This window comes from Sphaerisporangium sp. NPDC004334 (assembly GCF_053602655.1).
In genome coordinates, this window is sequence record NZ_JBSGDZ010000003.1 from 75,418 (window position 1) to 92,370 (window position 16,953).

Below are 16,953 nucleotides of genomic sequence, written 5' to 3' on the forward strand. Positions count from 1 at the left end.
ATCCGATTCGCGCATGATCACCCGTCCAGGTGAGGAGGCAGAGGTCACGGTGGTGGCTCGGACGACACGGGGCCTGAGAGACGCGGGCGACCCATGCCGGCGCGGTACGCCGGGTCCGGGTCGGCCATGCCCGTGCGGTGGTCCGGGTTCGGGCGACTCGTGCCGGTGTCGTTGGAGTGATTCGAGTGACTCATGCCGATACGTGCATAACGGTGGTTCGGCCGTCCGGGGCGTGATTAGCGTCGGCGGCATGCGGATGCGGGCCGGCGTGCTGGGGCGGGCCGGCATGCCGATGCGGCCCGGCGTGCTGGGGCGGGCCGGCACGCGGATCCGCGCCGTCCTGGCCGCCGTCATCCTGGGCGGCGGTTGCCTGCTGGGCGCCGGCTGCGCCGAGCGCGGGCCCGAGCGCCCGTTCACCCCCGGCGGCGATCTCGCCTCCAGCGGCGCCCCCGCCGATCCGTCCGCCTCCGCCGCGGACGCCCCCGGCGCGCTGTCCACCCCGTGGGCGCAGACCGTCGAGGTCACCCCGGGCATGACCGTCTCCATCGAGTGGCCCGCCGGCCTCGACGCCGAACAGCAGGCCATGGTCAAGGCGTTCACCGACGGCTACGTCGCCTCGTGGAAGGCCGTCGTCAGCCAGGGCGAGGACGACGGCTACCTCGCCGGCGTCGAAGACCAGGCGAGCCGCGACGCCTACACCTGGGTGCGCGGCTTCGTGGACCGCCGCGAGTCCGCCACCGGGTCGGCCAAGCTGTACGCCGTCCGCGTGGCCTCGGTCACCGGGCGCGGCGCGGAGGTGGACGCCTGCGTCGACGAGTCCGGCGTCCGGGTGACCGACGCCGCCGGCGGACGCCCCGTGGCCCGCCAGCCGGCCTGGACCCGCCTGCCCGCCGCCGTCTACCTGCAGGTCGCCGCCGTGCGCAAGGGCGACGACGGAGCGTTCCGGGTCCGGACCTACATGCACGCCTCCTACCCCCATCAGCGTGCGAAGGAGTGCCGCCGATGAGATCACTGCTGTCGTCCGTCCTGGCCGCCACGATGGTCACCGCCCCCATGGCGGACCCCGGGGGGCCCATGGGCGAGGGGTACCAGAACGACCGCACGAGCGGCGTCGTCCTGCGCAACTCCAAGATCGTGCTGAGCGGCGACGGGCTCGGCGCCAAGAGCGACGGCTACCGCGTCAAACGGCCCTGCTGGTACGAGCCGGGCGACAACGCCGACACCATGCTGAACCGGCAGCAGGACCAGAGTGTCCGGGAGTTCTGGTTCCACACCCACCCGGACGGCACCGAGCAGGACTTCAACGCCTTCATCAAGCAGTACAAGGACAAGGTCGGCGAGAACGGCCGCTGGTGGGTGCCCGCGTACAACGCCGCCGACCCCGACGGGCTCTCCTGCTGGACGGGGCTCGAAGGGGCCGTGTGGGTGCCCGAGGGCGGCACCCCGCCGGGCGGGATCACCCTGGAGGAGCTCTACCAGCTCGCCCGGGCCGCGCTGACCGTCCCCGAACCGCAGATCAAGCTCAGCCCGGACGTCAAGAGCTACGTGAACCTGCCCACCTGGGTCTGGCTCGCGGGCGCCGGGCAGACCACGCGCTCGGTGACCGCGGAGATCCCCGGCGTCATGTCGGCCACGGTGACCGCCACCCTCGCCCGCGTCGAGATCAAGTCGGGCGCCCCCGCCGGGCGGGCGGAGGTGAAGGACGACTGCGGTCCGACCGGCCATCCCTACGTGAAGGGCGGCGTTTTCCGCTGCGGGGTGCGCTACCTGCGCGCCTCGGTCGACCAGCCGCGCAAGGTGTACGTCATGTCGGTGACCAGCGTCTGGCCGGTCACGGGCGGAGGCGACGTCGGCTTCGCCTTCCAGCCGGTCCAGGCGACGGCCACCCGGGACGTTCCCGTGGGCGAGGTCCAGACCACGGTCAGGGACGGCGCCGACGACTCCTGAACGCGGCCCCTTGAACGCGGCCCCTTGAACGCGGCCCCGGGTCTTGTCTTGGGCACGGCCCTCATATGCGGGCCTTGGACGCGGGCCTTGGACACGGACTTTGCATGCGGCCGGGTTCGTCCGGAACGGGGTGGATCGTTCGGCTTACGCTCGGGCCGTGCCCTTGAGAGGGTGGACCGATGACGACACTGAACGACCTGTTGCGGACCTGCACCGGTGAGGGAACGCTGCCGGGCGCGGTGGCCCTGGTGGCGCGCGGCGACGACGTCGAGGTCGAGGCCGTCGGCTCGGCCGACGTCCACGGCGCCTCCCCGGTCAGCAGAGACTCCATCTTCCGCATCGCCTCGATCGGCAAGCCGATCGTCGCGGCTGCGGTCATGACGCTGGTCGACGACGGCCGCATCGCGCTGGACGAACCGGTCGCGAAATGGCTGCCCGAGCTGGCCTCGCCGTCCGTGGTCCGGACGATGGACGCCCCCGTGGACGACGTGGTCCCGGCCGCCCGGCCGATCACCGTGGAGGACCTGCTCACCTTCCGCGCCGGGTACGGCTTCCCGTCCGACTTCTCGCTGCCGGCGCTCGCGCCGTTGTTCGCCGAGCTCAAGCAGGGCCCGCCGCAGCCGCAGATCGTCCCGGAGCAGGACGAGTGGATGGCGACGCTGGGCCGCATCCCGTTGTTGTGCCAGCCGGGGGACGCCTGGCTGTACAACACCTGTTCCGACATCCAGGGGGTGCTGATCGCCCGGGTCACGGGACGGCCGCTGCCCGAGTTCCTCGCCGAGCGGCTGTTCGAGCCGCTCGGCATGACCGACACCGGCTTCGAGGTGCCGGCCGCCGAACGCGACCGGTTCGTCCACTTCTACCGGCTCGGCGCGGAGGGCGGGCTGGACCTCGTCGACGCCCCCGACGGGCAGTGGAGCAGCATGCCCGCGTTCCCGTCCGGCGCGGGTGGGCTGGTCTCGACCGCCGGCGACTGGCTGTCGTTCGGCCGGATGCTCCTCGCCGAGGGCACCGTCGGCGGACGCCGGGTGCTGTCGAGCGCGGCGGTGCGGCAGATGACCAGCGACCACCTGACCGCGTCGCAGCGCGAAGCCGGCAGGCTGTTCCTGGAGGGGCAGGGCTGGGGGTTCGGCGGCTCGGTCGACGTCGAGGCCATCGACCCGTGGAACGTCCCCGGCCGCTACGGCTGGGTCGGCGGCACCGGAACGGCGGCGCACATCATCCCCGCCACCGGCGCGGTCACCATCCTGCTCACCCAGGTGGAGCTGGCCGGTCCGACCCCGCCCTCGGTCATGCGCGCCTTCTGGCGCTGGGCCGCCGGCGCCTGACCTCCCGAGGCGGCCCGCGGAAGAGAGCGTCCCGGACAACGGGCCGCCCCCGGAGAGCGTGCCGTCTTGGAGGATGGGCCGCCCCGGAGAGCGGGCGGTGCGGAGGACGAGTCGCCCGGGAGAACGGTGCCCTCCGGAGAAGGGGTCGTCTTGGCGGAGGAGCCGCCCGGGGGACGGGACGTCCGGAGAAACGAGCTTTCGCGGGAGCGATTTCGTCGCGAAAACGGGTCGTCCCGGGGGCGGGCGGCACGTACCGTCGCCGGTATGAGACTGCTGTCGGTGAACGTCGGCAAGCCGAGACCCAACCCGTGGAAGAGCGCCGGGACGACCGGCATCGACAAAGGGCCCGTCGAAGGATCGGTGAGGGTGTCCGACCCCGGGCCGAAGGGCACCGGCGCCGTCGGCCTCGCCGGGGACCGGGTGTACGACCTCGCCCACCACGGCGGGTCCGACCAGGCCGTCTACGCCTACGCGCGCGAGGATCTCGACCGCTGGGAGGCTGAGCTGGGCCGGCCGCTGGCGAACGGCGTCTTCGGGGAGAACCTCACCACCGCCGGCCTGGACGTCAACGGCGCCTTGATCGGCGAGCGGTGGCGCATCGGGTCCCAGGTGGTCCTGGAGGTGTCCTGCCCGCGGATCCCCTGCTCGACCTTCCAGGGGTGGCTGGAGAGCGAGAGGTGGATCGATCGGTTCACCGAGGCGGCGTCGCCCGGCGCGTACCTGCGGGTCGTCGAGCCCGGTGACATCAGGGCCGGCGACCCGATCGAGATCGTCCACCGGCCCGCCCACGACGTCACCGTCGCCGTCACCTTCCGCGCGCTCACCCTGGAACCCGGCCTGCTGCCCCGCCTGACCACCGCCGAGGCGCTCCCCGAGGGGATCAGGCGGCAGGCGCACCGTCGTACGGGGACATAGGCGGTGGCGGTCGCACGGGGTCAGATGGCGCGCTCGTGCCTGAGCAGCCACTCCTTGACCGGGCTGCCGTAGTAGTAGCCGCCGAAACCGCCCACGGAGGGCAGCACCCGGTGGCACGGCACGAAGGGGGCGATGAGGTTCTGGGCGCAGGCCGATCCGGCGGCCCGCGCGGCCGTCCTCGGCAGCCCGGCGCGCTCGGCCAGTTCGGCGTAGCTCACGGTCGTGCCCGCCGGGACCGCGCGCAGCGCCACCAGCAGGCGCTGCCTGGTCGGCGTGCCCGGCTGGTCCACCTCCACGGCGTCCAGGGCGAACAGGTCGCCTTCCAGGTAGTCCCGGACGGCTTGGGCGGGCTTGCCCAGGTCCTCGACGGCCTGGAGCGGCAGCGCCCTGAGCGCGGCGGGCAGGCGATCGAACATCCGCGTCGGGTCGGTGGTGAACCCGGCCGCGACCAGCACGCCGTCATGAACGAGCAGCGACAGCGGCCCTGCCGGCGTGGTCAGAACCTGGGCGTCAACGGTCGATGTCATGAGATCTCCTTGCATGCGCGAATGCGTTAACTGATTGGCCGGGATGACGCTTTGTTCGATCGGTGCCGGGGTCGGTGGCATGGGATCACTCCGAGCTCCAGAGGTGCATGGCGGCGTAGGCGCGCCAGGGGCGCCAGCGTTCGACGTCGTCCTCGGCGATTTCCAGCGCGCGCATGGCCCGTCGCAGGCCGAGATCGCCATCGGGCCAGGCGTCCGGGTCGCGCAGCGCCCGCATCACGATGTAGCCGGTGGTCCACGGGCCGATGCCGGGGATCTCCAGCAGGCGCGCCGCCGTCTCGGCCGGGTCGGCGCCCGCGTCCAGGTCCAGCTCGCCGGCGGCTGCCTTCTCGGCGAGCGCCTTCAGCGTCGCGACCCGGCGGCCGGTGAGCCCGAGCCCGCACAGATCAGCCTCCGCGAGCCGCTCGGCGGTGGGGAACAGCAGGGACGGCCCGTCGGCTCCGGCCCCGCTGATCGCGTCGGTGGGCGGGGTGGACCGCTCGGTCGCGTCGGTGGGCGGAGTGGAGCGCTCGGTCACGTGGGCGGACGGGGTGGACCGCTCGGTCGCGTCGGCGGGCGGGGTCGGGGTGGACCGCTCGGTGGGGTCGGTGGGCGGGATGGGTCTGGCGATACCGCCGCCGGGCGGGGTCGGTCTGGCGGGGGTGCCGGCGCGGGCGGCGATGCGGCCGAGCAGCGTCCTGGCGCCGGCCACCGAGACCTGCTGGCCCACCACGGCGCGCACAGCCAGCTCGAAGCCATCGAAGGCGCCCGGCACCCGGAGCCCGGGCCGCGTGGCGACCAGCGCCCGCAGCGTGGTCGCGCCCAGCGCGTCGGCGATCGCGACCGGGTCGGCGTCCAGATCCAGCAGGCGGCGGCAGCGCGAGACAATTTTGGCCAGGTGGCGGGTGTCGTCCAGGGTCACCGACAGCTTGACGTGCCCGTCCGCCGGGGTGAGCGTGATCGACCCTCCGGTGACGGCGCGCCGGTAGCCACTCGGGCCCGCCTCCTCCACCCCGGGGATCGCGCGCGCGGCCAGGAAGCCCAGCAGCGTCGCCGCGTCGTAGGGAGCCCGGTGGTTCAGCCGCAGCGTGAGCGCGGCCGGAGGCTCCGCGGCGGTGGTGAGCCGGGTGCCCTGGGCATCACCGGGCCGGGTGCCCTGAGCATCACCGGGCCGGGAACCCTGAGCATCACCCAGCCGGGTGCCATGAGCATCACGATCGGCGGCCGGGCCGGCGCTGAGCCGCGTCCCGGGAACCGCGTGGCCGGCCGCCCGTGGCGCCGGGGCTCGGCGGGCGGCGGCGAGGGGGCCGTTCGACGTGCGCAGCTCACTCGGGGCGAAGCCGTACGCCTCCTTCATCGTCGCGTTGAACTGGCGCACGCTGCCGAACCCGGCGGCGAAGGCGACGTCGGTGATCGGGAGCGCGGTCTCCGTCAGCAACTGCTTGGCCAGCAGCAGCCTCCGCGTCCGCGCCACCGCGAGGGGGCCGGCGCCGAGCCGGGCGGTGAACAGGCGCAGCAGATGGCGCTCGGTCACGTGCAACCGCTGTGCCAGCCCGGCCACGCCGTACTCGTCGGCCACCCCGTCGTCGATCAGCCGCAGGGCCCGGCCCACGAGGTCAGCGGCGACGTCCCAGCCGGGGTCGCCGGGGCTGAGCTCGGGCCGGCAGCGGCGGCACGGGCGGAACCCGGCCGCCTCGGCCGCGGCGGCGTGCCGGTAGAAGCGGACGTTGCGCCTGGCGGGGGTGCGGGCCGGGCAGATGGGGCGGCAGTAGATGCCGGTCGAGGTGACGGCCGTGTAGAACCGCCCGTCGAACCGCATGTCCCGGGCGCTCGCCGCCCGGTAACAGGAGTCGAAGTCGAGGGTCTGGTGTGGAGTCACAGATCGAGGCTATGCCCTGCTCAGCCCCGGCGACCGGCGGAATTCGGACACCGCTGTGACCACCCGGCGCCGCGCTTCCCCGGCCGCCCACCGCGCGATGGCGCCGGCCCCGCCGCGCCACTTCCCGCCGCCGCGGCGCCGGTCGAGTGGTCATCTGAGGGTGAGATGGGGGTGTGCCGGCACGCCGACCCCTGGCTTCGGCCGTATCGCTTCGCGTTGCCGCGATGCCGGTGGGGGGCCCGGCCCGGCGGTAGGGGATGTTGGCCACCGTGGCTTGAGCGGGCGGGCATGGGGTGAAGCACGCTTATTTGGTGGAGATGCCGACGCCGAGGTCGAATTCTCGGTAGACGCGGGCCCAGAAGCCGTCACGGAGCCAGACGCGGGCCTCGGGGTAGGGGCGCAGTGAGTGGCCCAGCTCCTTTTCGGCCTCGATGAGCAGCTCGGTGTCGATGACGGTCGGCAGGAGCGGTCCAGGGAGCAGGTCGCGGATGTTGTCGCGGCCCCGGGTGAGGATCCACTTCTGCGCGACGTGCTCGCCGACCTCCTCGACCCTCGGCCGGCTGGGGCCGAGCTTGGTGACCTGACCGGGCTGTTTGACGACGGGCTTGGCCATGGCGGTGCGCCCGGCGAACACCTGGGCGGGCGAGGGCGGTGACGGCGCGGCCGGCACGACCTGGGCGGAGCGGCTGAAGTACGGGCGCAGGAAGTCGGCGGTGAGCTCCTCCACGGTGTCGGACTCCCAGACCAGGCGCTCGGCCTGGTTGGTGCCGTAGGGCGGCTCCACCCCCCACAGGTGGATGCGCACGCCGAACGTCTGGGCGGCCTCGACGGCGGGCACCATGTCCTCGTCCCCGGCGATGAGCACGGTGTCGCTGACGGCGTGGTGGCGGGCGAGGGCTTCGAGGTCGCTGCGGATCTGGGCGTCGACGCCCTTCTGCTGGCCGCGGGCGTTGAGGTTCCCGAGGCGCACCTTGACCCAGGGCAGCTGGGCGATCACGCGCTGGTCGACGGTGGGCACCCGGTCGCGGGCGGCGTCGTACCAGTAGACCCGCAGCAGCTCGCCGGGGATGCGCTCCATCGCGTGCTTCTTGAGGGCCTGGATGAGCTCGTCCGCGGCGACGCGGTATTCCTTGCGCTCCTTGGCCCCCAGGATGACCTCGCCCGCCGCAGCGTAGAGATAGCCGACGTCCACGAGGACGGCGTATTTCGCCGCCACGGGATGCGGTGTGAGGTCCGGGATTGCCATGCTCTCCTCCAGGCCTCGGTCCTAGGCGATGATCGGCTGACTATATTCCCCCATTTCTAGATAGTCCCAACTCTCAGCGCGCTTGACACCCACTTCCAAAGATCTAATGAGGCCGTGAGCTCGCCCGCCACGCTCCTGGCCCGGTGGGGAAGACTCTTCTCATCTGATGTGCTGGGTTACGCCATAGTTCGCGGCTTCGGACGGGTTGGGCCGGTTTTGCGGTCCTTGTGGCGACGGCGATGACCAGCGCGGCCACCTCCTCCGGAGTGGCGCCGCCGTGAACGATCCTCAGATAGGGCTGATCCATGGCCGCCTCCTACAGGGGGATGTTGCCGTGCTTCTTCGGCGGCAGCGCCTGGCGCTTGTTGCGCAGCGCGCGCAGCGCCCTGACGATGCGCACCCGGGTGTCCGAGGGCCGGATCACCGCGTCGACGTACCCGCGCTCGGCCGCGAGGTAGGGGTTGGCGAGCGTGTCCTCGTACTGGGTGATCAGACGCGCCCGCTCGGTCTCGGGGTCGTCGGCCGTGGCCAGTTCGCGCCGGTAGAGGATGTTCACCGCTCCCTGGGCCCCCATGACCGCGATCTGCGCCGTCGGCCAGGCCAGGTTGATGTCGGCCCCGAGGTGCTTGGAGCCCATGACGTCGTACGCGCCCCCGTACGCCTTGCGGGTGATCACCGTCACGAGCGGCACGGTCGCCTCGGCGTAGGCGTACAGCAGCTTGGCGCCTCGTCGGATGATCCCGTTCCATTCCTGGTCCGTACCCGGAAGGAAGCCCGGTACATCGACAAAAGTCAGCACAGGGATATTAAAAGCATCGCAAGTACGGACGAAGCGTGCGGCCTTTTCCGAGGCGGCGATGTCCAGCGTGCCGGCGAAGTTCATCGGCTGGTTGGCCACCACCCCCACCGGCTGCCCCTCGACCCGCCCGAACCCGACCACGATGTTCGGCGCGAACGCGGCGTGGATCTCCAGGAACTCACCCTCGTCCAGGACGTGCTCGATCACCTGGTGCATGTCGTACGGCTGGTTCGCCGAGTCGGGGATCAGCGTGTCGAGCTCGCGGTCGGCGTCGGTGACCGTCAGCTCGGCGGGGGAGTCGAACACCGGGGCCTCGTCCATGTTGTTGGACGGCAGGTACGACAGGAGCGCCCGGGCGAACTCCAGGCAGTCGTTCTCGTCGGCCGCCTCGTAGTGGGCGACACCCGACCTGGAGTTGTGGGTGCGCGCCCCGCCGAGCTCCTCGAAGGTGACCTCCTCGCCGGTGACCGTCTTGATGACGTCCGGCCCGGTGATGAACATGTGGGACTTCTCCCGCACCATGAGCACGAAGTCGGTCAGCGCCGGGGAGTACACCGCGCCGCCCGCGCAGGGCCCCATGATGAGCGAGATCTGCGGGATCACCCCGGAGGCGTGCACGTTGCGCTTGAAGATCTCGGCGTACAGGCCGAGCGAGACCACGCCCTCCTGGATGCGGGCGCCGCCGGAGTCGTTGATGCCGACGATCGGGCAGCCGGTCTTCAGCGCGTGGTCCATGACCTTGACGATCTTCTCGCCGAAGACCTCGCCGAGCGACCCGCCGAACACCGTGAAGTCCTGGGCGAACACCGCCACGGGACGGCCTGCGACGGTGCCGTACCCGGTCACCACCCCGTCGCCGTACGGGCGCTCGCCCGCCATGCCGAAGGCCGTGGCCCGATGGCGGGCAAGTTCGTCGAACTCCACGAACGAGCCTTCGTCGAGGAAGGCGATCAGCCGCTCGCGCGCCGTCATCTTGCCCTTGGCGTGCTGCCTCTCCACGGCCCGGGCGGACCCGGCGTTGGCGGCCTCGTGCAGGCGCCGCTCCAGGTCGGCGATCTTTCCCGCGGTGGTGTGCGGGTCAACTCCATCGACGTGCGGAACCGGGTCAGCGCTCATGCCCGTAGGGTAGTCCTCCCTGTCGCGGCGTCGTTCGACCGGTCACGGCATCGGTTCGGCCGGTCGCGGCGGCGCTCGCGGTTAGAGTGACGACATGACCCACTTCGCCGCCGGGGACGACGCGCCCGTCGCGGGCCAGGCCGGACGCGCCGAGGCGGTCCGCACACGAGGGCTGTTCAAGCGGTTCGGGCACCAGGTGGCGGTGGCGGGGGTCGATCTGGTGGTGCCGCGCGGCAGCTTCGCCGGGCTGGTCGGCCCGAACGGCGCGGGCAAGACCACGACGCTCAGCATGATCACCGGCCTGCTCGTGCCCGACGCCGGCTCGGCCGAGGTCGGCGGGGTGGACGTCTGGCGCGACCCGGTCGCGGTCAAGGCCCACATCGGCGTGCTCCCCGAGGGGCTGCGCCTGTTCGAGCGGCTGTCGGGTCGCGAGCTGCTCATGTACAACGGGCAGCTCAGGGGCATCGCCAAGGACGAGGTCGCCCGGCGCGCCGAGGAGCTGCTCACGGTCATGGACCTCGCCGGCTCGGCCGACAAGCTGGTGGTCGACTACTCCACCGGCATGCGCAAGAAGATCGGCCTGGCCGCCGCGCTGCTGCACAACCCCCGGGTGCTGTTCCTGGACGAGCCGTTCGAAGGGGTCGACCCGATCAGCGCGAACACGCTGGTCGAGGTCCTGCGGCGCTACACCGCCTCCGGGTCCACCGTCGTGTTCTCCAGCCACGTGATGGAGCTGGTCGAGCGGCTGTGCGACTGGGTGTCGGTGATGAACCTCGGCCGCATCGTCGCCCAGGGCCCGCTCGCCGACGTCCGCGGCGGCCAGACCCTCAACGAGGCCCTGCTCCACCTGGTCGGCGCCAGGGACAACGGTGAGGAGGGCCTGTCGTGGCTCGGCTCCGGAGAGGGGGCCCCGTGGCGTGGCTCTTCGTCCGGCTGAAGCTGCGGCTGATCGCCGGCAACCTGCACGGCGACGCCATGCGCCAGATCGGCTTCGTCTTCACGCTCGTCGGGGCGGCCGCGGCGGCCTGCGGCGGCCTGGTGCTGACCAGCCTGCTCCGGCTCGCGCCCGCCGACGTCGCGGCGGACGCCGGCATGGTGCTGTTCACCCTGCTCGCGCTGATCTGGGTGGTCGGCCCGCTGCTGGTCTTCGGGGTGGACGAGACCCTCGACCCGGCGCGGCTGTCGCTGTTCCCGCTGACCGCCGGTCAGATGGCCGTCGGCATGTTCGCCGCCTCGGTCACCGGGCCCTGGCCGCTGGCCTCGCTGTTCACGCTCCTCGGCGCGGTCGTCGGCCTGTCGCGCGACGTCTCCGGAGCGCTGATCGGCCTGGTGGCGGCGCTCTTCGAGCTCGCGTTCTGCCTGGTGGCCTCGCGCGTGGTCACCACGGCGCTGTCGCGGGTGCTGCGCACCCGGCGCGGACGCGACCTGCTGGCCATCGGCGTCGTGTTCGTCATCCTGCTCACCCAGGTGCCGAACCTGCTGCTCAACCGGGGCATCGGCGGCGCGCCGCGCGAACTGCTGAGGAGCCTCGCCGAGGCGGTGCGGTGGGGGCCGCCGGGCATGGCCGCGCACGCGATCGCGGACGGCTCTTTCGCCGGGCTGGCCGAGGTGGCGGCCGTGGGTGTGGTGGTGCTGATCCTCGCCGACGTGTGGGTCGTCGTGCTGCGCCGGACGATGGTGCGCTCCGACGCCTCCACCGAGGTCGGCTCGGTGCGCCGCAGCCGTTTCGACGGGCTGCTCCCCGCCGGCCCGCTCGGCGCCGTCGTGTCCAAGGAGCTGAAGTACCTGCGCCGCGAGCCGCGAGGACGCATGGGCTGGATCGCCGCCGTGGGCATCTCCGGAGTGCTGATGTTCTCCTTGAGCAGCGGCCCCAACGGCCTGGCCGGCGCGACGCTGGCCGTCTCCGCCGCGTGCGCCGGAGCGCTCATGATCGGGCTGCAGGGCGCCAACGCCTTCGGCATCGACGGGCGGGCCCTGTGGATGAACGCGATCGTGTACTCCTCCCAGCGCGACCTGCGCACCGACCTCGCCGGCCGGCATCTGGCCGTCTCGCTGGTCGCCGCCCCCCTGCTGGCGCTCCTGTCCGTCGCCGGGGCGCTGGTCGGCGGGCACGCGGTCTGGGCCGTCCCGGCGCTGCTCGCCTCGATCGGGCTGCTGCAGATCGCGCTCGGCGTGGGCGCGGTGATCAGCGTGGTGCTGCCCTACACCTACCCCGAGCGGATCAACGCCTTCACCAGCGCCGCCCCCGGTCAGGGCGGGGTGGCCTTCGCCGGGTCGTTCGGCGCCATGCTCGGCACGAGCCTGTTGTCGGCCCCGGTGGTGCTGCCGGTGCTGTTCGGGCTGACCTGGGCGTCGGTGCTGGTCGTCCCCTACGGGCTGGCGGTGGGCGTCGGGGGCCGCAGGCTCGCCGCGACCATCGGCTACGCCCGCCTTCCGGACCTGCTCGCCGCCGTCTCCCGGCCGTCCTGATTCCGGCCCGGCGTGCGGGTTCACCTGCGGGTCCCGTGCGGTTCACCGGCTCGTGGCAAGTGGTCTAGTCCAATGGATGAGACTGGTATCCAGCGTGTCGGAGACACTGGATACCCTTCGTGGTATGGCCGCCATCGCATCACAGCAGGCAGAACGTTCTCTTGCCGAACGGCACAGTGCCGTCTCCGAGATGCCCGACGAACTGCGCGCCGACGTGCGCATGCTGGGGGAGCTGCTGGGCCGTGTCATCGCCGAGGACGGCGGGCCCGACCTCCTGGCCGACGTCGAACGGCTGCGCAAGGCGGTGATCGCCGCCCGCAGGCGCGAGCTGTCGGTCGACGAGGTGGCCGCCATGGTCGCCGAGTGGCCGGTCGACCGCAGCGTGCAGATCGCCCGCGCCTTCACCTGCTACTTCCACCTGGTCAACCTCGCCGAGGAGCACTACCGCATCCGCATTCTGCGCTCGCGCGACACCGGCGAGGCGCCGCTGCCCGAGTCGCTCGCGGCGGCGGTCGGCGAGCTGAAGCACGACCTCGGCGACGACGAGCTCGCCCGGCTGATCGCCGAGCTGGAGTTCCGTCCCGTGCTCACCGCGCACCCCACCGAGGCGCGCCGCCGCGCCGTGGCCACCGCGATCCAGCGTGTCAGCGTCCAGCTCGCCGAGTACAACGCCCCCGACCGCGGCGCGCACGAACGGCAGGAGGCCCACCGCCACCTGCTGGAGGAGATCGACCTACTGTGGCGCACCGCCCAGCTCCGGCACACCAAGCTCGACCCGCTGGACGAGGTCCGCACGGCGATGGCGGCCTTCGACGAGACGCTGTTCCGCACCGTGCCGCGCATCTACCGCTCGCTGGACGCCGCGCTCGCCGAGGGCACCGGCAGGCGGGCCCCGCTCGCCCGGGCCTACATCCGCTACGGCAGCTGGATCGGCGGCGACCGTGACGGCAACCCCAACGTCACCGCGCGGGTGACCAGGGAGGCCGTGCTCATCCAGGCCGAGCACGTGCTCACCGCCCTGGAGAACGCCACCACCCGCATCGGCCGCAGCCTCACCGTCTGGAACGGCGACAGCCCGCCCAGCAAGGAGCTGGTAGAGGCGCTGACCGCGGCGGCCGACGACCACCCCGAGCTGGTCTCCGAGCTGGCCAAGCGCTCGCCCCGTGAGCCGCACCGCCAGTGGCTGCTGTTCGTGGCCGCCAAGATCGCCGCCACCCGCCGCCGCGACCTCGACCTCGCCTACCGCTCGCCCGACGACCTGCTCACCGACCTGCGCCTGTGCCAGTCCTCCCTGGTGGCGGCCGGGGCGGCGCGCCAGGCGTACGGGGAGGTCCAGCACCTCATCTGGCAGGTCGAGACCTTCGGGTTCCACCTGGCCGAGCTGGAGGTCCGCCAGCACTCCCAGGTGCACGCCGCGGCGCTGCGCGAGATCGCCGAGGGCGCCCTCTCCGAGCGCACCGAGGAGGTCCTGGCCACCATCCGCATGATCGCCTGGATCCAGGAGCGCTTCGGGGTCACGGCCTGCTCCCGGTACGTCGTGTCGTTCACCCGGTCGGCGGACGACATCGCCGCCGTCTACGAGCTGGCCGAGCACGCGCTCGGCGGCCGTGCGCCCGTGCTCGACGTCGTGCCGCTGTTCGAGTCCGGGGAGGACCTCGCCAACTCGGCCGACGTGCTCGCCGGCATGCTGCGCCTGCCCGCGGTGCGCAAGCGCGTGGAGGCCAACGGGCGCCGACTTGAGGTCATGCTGGGCTACTCCGACTCCGCCAAGGAGCTCGGCCCGGCCGCCGCGACGCTCAAGCTGTACGACGCGCAGGCCGAGCTGGCCGCCTGGGCCCAGGCCAACGACGTGCGGCTGACGCTGTTCCACGGCCGCGGCGGCGCCCTCGGCCGCGGCGGCGGCCCGGCCAACCGCGCCGTCCTCGGCCAGGCCCCCGGCTCGGTCTCCGGCCGGTTCAAGGTCACCGAGCAGGGCGAGGTCATCTTCGCCCGGTACGGCCACCCCGCCATCGCGCTGCGGCACATCGAGCAGGTGACCAACGCCGTCCTGCTCGCCTCCACCCCCTCGGTGGAGTCCCGCACGGCCGACGCCGCCGCCCGCTACCGCGTGCTGGCCGAGCGGGTCGCCTCCGCCTCCGAGCACGCTTACCGCTCGCTGACCGAGGCGCCCGGGTTCCCCGAGTGGTTCGGGCTGGTCAGCCCGCTGGAGGAGCTCGGTTCGCTGCGCCTGGGCTCCCGTCCGGCGCGACGCGGCCTCGGCGCCCCCCGGTCGCTGGACGACCTGCGCGCGATCCCGTGGGTGTTCGCCTGGGCGCAGACCCGCGTCAACCTGCCCGGCTGGTACGGCCTGGGCAGCGGCCTGCTCGCCGCCACCCGCCCCGACCCGGCCACCCCCGGCGACCCGGGGCCGGGGCTCGAGGAGCTGCGCCAGGCCTACCGCGAGTGGCCGCTGTTCGCCTCGCTCATGGACAACGCCGAGATGTCCCTGGCCAAGACCGACCGCGAGATCGCCGCCCGCTACCTGGCCCTCGGCGGCCGTCCGGACTTCGCCGAACAGGTCCTCGCCGAGTACGACCTCACCCGCACGCTCGTGCTCGCCGTCACCGGCCACGCGCGGCTGCTGGAGAGCAGGCGCGTGCTGTCGCGCGCCGTCCAGCTCCGCGACCCCTACGTCGACGCGCTGTCCCACCTGCAACTGCGCGCCCTCGCCGCCCTCCGCGCCGAGGAGCCCCTCTCAGAGGCCGAGCGCGAACGCCTGGAGACCCTCCTGCTCCTCAGCGTCAACGGCGTGGCCGCCGGCCTCCAGAACACCGGCTGACACCTTCGCCGACACGGTGCTCCGTGCCGAAGCATTCGTCGCAACGCCCTCAGCCCTCACTGCGATGTGGTCTACGGCACAGACCGCAGTGGCTGCGCGGCGGGCCCGTCGGCCGACCATCTCTCCGCATAGGGTCAGGGCTGGATGATGGATCACTCGGTGCACGCTGTCAGATCTTGCCGCTCCAGTCGTCCACGACCTCCAGCCAACAGTCCTCATTGAGGAAGTGGCAGTACGGCAGGTTCGTTCTGGCAATACGGAGTGGCTTGTGTCCGGACCAGCAGGCGACCTCGACGTGCCCGAGCCGCAGATTCTTGATCGTCTCCACCGCCGGCAGCAGGTCGGTGTCGCTGGAGAAGAGCACGAGGGCGTCGTACTGCCCTCGTAGCGCGAGGTGGATGAGATCGACGGCGATCGCGACGTCGATGCCCTTCTCCTGAGGAGGCCGGTCCGGCCATCCGCGGTAGTTCAGTTGGCGGCGCACCATGTGGACGCGAGGGTCGCGCTGCCATCGGGCCGCTTGCGCGTCGTTCGCGGCCGCAGGGGTGGGCTGGTGGTTCGGGTCCGGCCTGCCGCGGTACACCCGGACGGCGACGGCTTCGCTGGGGCGGCTCCGGCGTTTGGCGATCACGTCGGCGATCTTGGCGGGTTCGGGTACGCAGGAGTACAGAGGTGTTCCATACGCCTCGAACAGGCCGTGGCCGCTTAGATGGACATTTTGATAGTCAAGGAACACGGCGACGCGCTCGGTCACGTTGTCTCCATGAAAAAGCCCCGCCAGTCCCGTAGGACGGCGGGGAGTAATGACGTCAGTGTAGCAAGTAACTCCCGCCAGAAAGATAGCTCTGCGGCACGTCATCCGAGTGCACAACGTAAAAGTTCGGTGACCTGGTGTGTATGGCGGGCAGCCTGTGCTCAACGGCGTGGCCACGGCGTCGCCGGGAGGTGTGGTGGCTGTTGTGTCACTCAGGATGGGTGACGACGCGGTCGGGGGCGGCGTAGATGTTGAAGCGTTGGTCTCTGAGGAAGCCGACGAGGGTCATGCCGAAGTCTCTGGCCAGGTCGACGGCCAGGGAGGAGGGGGCCGAGACGCCGCACACCATGGGCAGGCCGGCGGCCAGGGCCTTCTGCATGATCTCGTAGCTGGTCCTGCCGCTGACCAGCAGGAGGTTGGCCGCCAGCGGCAGGCGGCCGGACAGCAGCGCCCAGCCCACCAGCTTGTCCACGGCGTTGTGCCGGCCGACGTCCTCGCGCACGGCGAGCAGCGACCCGTCGGCCGTGAACAGGCCCGCGGCGTGCAGGCCGCCGGTCTTGCCGAAGATGCCCTGCGCCTGCCGCAGGCGTCCGGGCAGCTCGTACAGGACCTGCGCGGGTACGGGGGGCAGCGTGTGCGCGCAGCCGGAGGGATCGGTGGGCAGGGCAGAGGGGACGGCGTGCAGGGCGGCGTGGCGGGTGTGGAGGGCGTCGAGGCTGGCGGTGCCGCAGACGCCGCAGGCGCTGGAGGTCAGGAAGTGCCGCTGCATGGAGGGGTGCTCGGGCAGGGCGCGGCCGCGCAGGTGCACGGTGACGGTGTTGTAGCGCGCCTCCGGCGGCAGGTCCTCGTCGGTGCAGTAGGCGATCGAGGCGATGTCGTCCGGCCCCGCGAGGCCCTCGCCGGACAGGAACCCGGCCGCCAGCTCGAAGTCCGCCCCCGGCGTCCGCATGGTGATCGCCAGCGTGCGGGTGTCGCCGCCCGCGGCGACGCGGATCTCCAGCGGCTCCTCGGTCGCCAGGTCGTCGCGCCGGTCGCGCACGGCCGTGCCGGAGACCTCGCGCACCCGCACCCTGCTGGTCGGCCCGGGGCGCACGCGCCCGAGAGCGCCTGTCACCCCGCCTTCGGGGGCGCCGGCCATTCCGTGGCCGAGGGCGCCGG

General features: G+C 72.3%; 14 protein-coding genes. 7 read left to right on the forward strand and 7 right to left on the reverse strand.

Translation table 11 applies throughout. The features are described from left to right. The first annotated feature begins 250 nt into the window (after positions 1–250). The 4 genes from ACWEN6_RS04010 to ACWEN6_RS04025 all read left to right on the forward strand — a co-directional run bounded on the left by ACWEN6_RS04010 (position 251) and on the right by ACWEN6_RS04025 (position 4,190). Positions 251–1,006 (forward strand): hypothetical protein, encoded by a 756-nt coding sequence (locus ACWEN6_RS04010; protein WP_452568848.1) that lies wholly within the window; start codon positions 251–253, stop codon positions 1,004–1,006. After that, a complete protein-coding gene (locus ACWEN6_RS04015; RefSeq protein ID WP_452568849.1) occupies positions 1,003–1,947 on the forward strand; it encodes a hypothetical protein in 945 nt (314 codons plus the stop codon). The genes ACWEN6_RS04010 and ACWEN6_RS04015 overlap by 4 nt, the downstream gene beginning before the upstream one ends. A gap of 179 nt (positions 1,948–2,126) precedes the next feature. Beyond that, on the forward strand, positions 2,127–3,275 hold the full coding sequence (locus ACWEN6_RS04020; protein ID WP_452568850.1) for a serine hydrolase domain-containing protein: 1,149 nt from the start codon (positions 2,127–2,129) through the stop codon (positions 3,273–3,275). A gap of 264 nt (positions 3,276–3,539) precedes the next feature. Next, positions 3,540–4,190: an MOSC domain-containing protein gene (locus ACWEN6_RS04025; RefSeq protein WP_452568851.1), complete on the forward strand. Its 651-nt coding sequence runs from the start codon at positions 3,540–3,542 to the stop codon at positions 4,188–4,190. 20 nt (positions 4,191–4,210) lie between these two features. Here ACWEN6_RS04025 and ACWEN6_RS04030 read toward each other — a convergent pair whose 3' ends face one another. The 5 genes from ACWEN6_RS04030 to ACWEN6_RS04050 all read right to left on the reverse strand — a co-directional run bounded on the left by ACWEN6_RS04030 (position 4,211) and on the right by ACWEN6_RS04050 (position 9,754). Next, positions 4,211–4,717 carry a methylated-DNA--[protein]-cysteine S-methyltransferase gene (locus ACWEN6_RS04030; protein WP_452568852.1) on the reverse strand — a complete coding sequence of 169 codons (507 nt, stop codon included), beginning with the start codon at positions 4,715–4,717 and terminating at the stop codon, positions 4,211–4,213. A gap of 85 nt (positions 4,718–4,802) precedes the next feature. Beyond that, on the reverse strand, positions 4,803–6,593 hold the full coding sequence (locus tag ACWEN6_RS04035) for a DNA-3-methyladenine glycosylase 2 family protein (protein ID WP_452568853.1): 1,791 nt from the start codon (positions 6,591–6,593) through the stop codon (positions 4,803–4,805). A 304-nt stretch (positions 6,594–6,897) separates the two neighbouring features. Beyond that, positions 6,898–7,839 (reverse strand): NYN domain-containing protein, encoded by a 942-nt coding sequence (locus tag ACWEN6_RS04040; protein ID WP_354837233.1) that lies wholly within the window; start codon positions 7,837–7,839, stop codon positions 6,898–6,900. Between the two features lie 103 nt (positions 7,840–7,942). After that, positions 7,943–8,146: an acyl-CoA carboxylase subunit epsilon gene (locus ACWEN6_RS04045; protein WP_354837231.1), complete on the reverse strand. Its 204-nt coding sequence runs from the start codon at positions 8,144–8,146 to the stop codon at positions 7,943–7,945. Between the two features lie 9 nt (positions 8,147–8,155). Beyond that, positions 8,156–9,754, reverse strand: coding sequence for an acyl-CoA carboxylase subunit beta (locus ACWEN6_RS04050; protein ID WP_452568854.1), 1,599 nt, complete (start codon positions 9,752–9,754; stop codon positions 8,156–8,158). Positions 9,755–9,848: 94 nt separating this feature from the next. Here ACWEN6_RS04050 and ACWEN6_RS04055 point away from each other — a divergent pair, with 94 nt between their 5' ends. From ACWEN6_RS04055 to ACWEN6_RS04065, 3 genes are all read left to right on the forward strand, one after another. After that, positions 9,849–10,691 carry an ABC transporter ATP-binding protein gene (locus ACWEN6_RS04055; protein WP_452568855.1) on the forward strand — a complete coding sequence of 281 codons (843 nt, stop codon included), beginning with the start codon at positions 9,849–9,851 and terminating at the stop codon, positions 10,689–10,691. Then, a complete protein-coding gene (locus ACWEN6_RS04060) occupies positions 10,667–12,223 on the forward strand; it encodes a hypothetical protein (RefSeq protein WP_452568856.1) in 1,557 nt (518 codons plus the stop codon). The genes ACWEN6_RS04055 and ACWEN6_RS04060 overlap by 25 nt, the downstream gene beginning before the upstream one ends. A 124-nt stretch (positions 12,224–12,347) precedes the next feature. After that, positions 12,348–15,041: a phosphoenolpyruvate carboxylase gene (locus ACWEN6_RS04065; protein WP_452568857.1), complete on the forward strand. Its 2,694-nt coding sequence runs from the start codon at positions 12,348–12,350 to the stop codon at positions 15,039–15,041. A gap of 169 nt (positions 15,042–15,210) precedes the next feature. On the opposite strand, the gene ACWEN6_RS04070 is transcribed toward ACWEN6_RS04065, so the two are convergent. After that, complete coding sequence (locus ACWEN6_RS04070; protein ID WP_452568858.1) at positions 15,211–15,795, reverse strand: NYN domain-containing protein; 585 nt, start codon at positions 15,793–15,795, stop codon at positions 15,211–15,213. Positions 15,796–16,003: 208 nt separating this feature from the next. Then, entirely contained in the window at positions 16,004–16,933 is a 930-nt protein-coding gene (fdhD, locus tag ACWEN6_RS04075; RefSeq protein WP_452569083.1) for a formate dehydrogenase accessory sulfurtransferase FdhD, read from the reverse strand. Between the last annotated feature and the right edge of the window lie 20 nt (positions 16,934–16,953).

What these genes read in the sequence shown, in the direction of transcription:
- ACWEN6_RS04020 (WP_452568850.1), top strand. Translation starts at nt 2,127, where the DNA reads ATGACGACACTGAACGACCTGTTGCGGACCTGCACCGGTGAGGGAACG.
- ACWEN6_RS04065 (WP_452568857.1), top strand. Translation starts at nt 12,348, where the DNA reads ATGGCCGCCATCGCATCACAGCAGGCAGAACGTTCTCTTGCCGAACGG.
- ACWEN6_RS04010 (WP_452568848.1), top strand. Translation starts at nt 251, where the DNA reads ATGCGGATGCGGGCCGGCGTGCTGGGGCGGGCCGGCATGCCGATGCGG.
- ACWEN6_RS04040 (WP_354837233.1), bottom strand. Translation starts at nt 7,839, where the DNA reads ATGGCAATCCCGGACCTCACACCGCATCCCGTGGCGGCGAAATACGCC.
- ACWEN6_RS04030 (WP_452568852.1), bottom strand. Translation starts at nt 4,717, where the DNA reads ATGACATCGACCGTTGACGCCCAGGTTCTGACCACGCCGGCAGGGCCG.
- ACWEN6_RS04045 (WP_354837231.1), bottom strand. Translation starts at nt 8,146, where the DNA reads ATGGATCAGCCCTATCTGAGGATCGTTCACGGCGGCGCCACTCCGGAG.
- ACWEN6_RS04025 (WP_452568851.1), top strand. Translation starts at nt 3,540, where the DNA reads ATGAGACTGCTGTCGGTGAACGTCGGCAAGCCGAGACCCAACCCGTGG.
- ACWEN6_RS04050 (WP_452568854.1), bottom strand. Translation starts at nt 9,754, where the DNA reads ATGAGCGCTGACCCGGTTCCGCACGTCGATGGAGTTGACCCGCACACC.
- ACWEN6_RS04055 (WP_452568855.1), top strand. Translation starts at nt 9,849, where the DNA reads ATGACCCACTTCGCCGCCGGGGACGACGCGCCCGTCGCGGGCCAGGCC.
- ACWEN6_RS04015 (WP_452568849.1), top strand. Translation starts at nt 1,003, where the DNA reads ATGAGATCACTGCTGTCGTCCGTCCTGGCCGCCACGATGGTCACCGCC.
- fdhD (WP_452569083.1), bottom strand. Translation starts at nt 16,933, where the DNA reads ATGGCCGGCGCCCCCGAAGGCGGGGTGACAGGCGCTCTCGGGCGCGTG.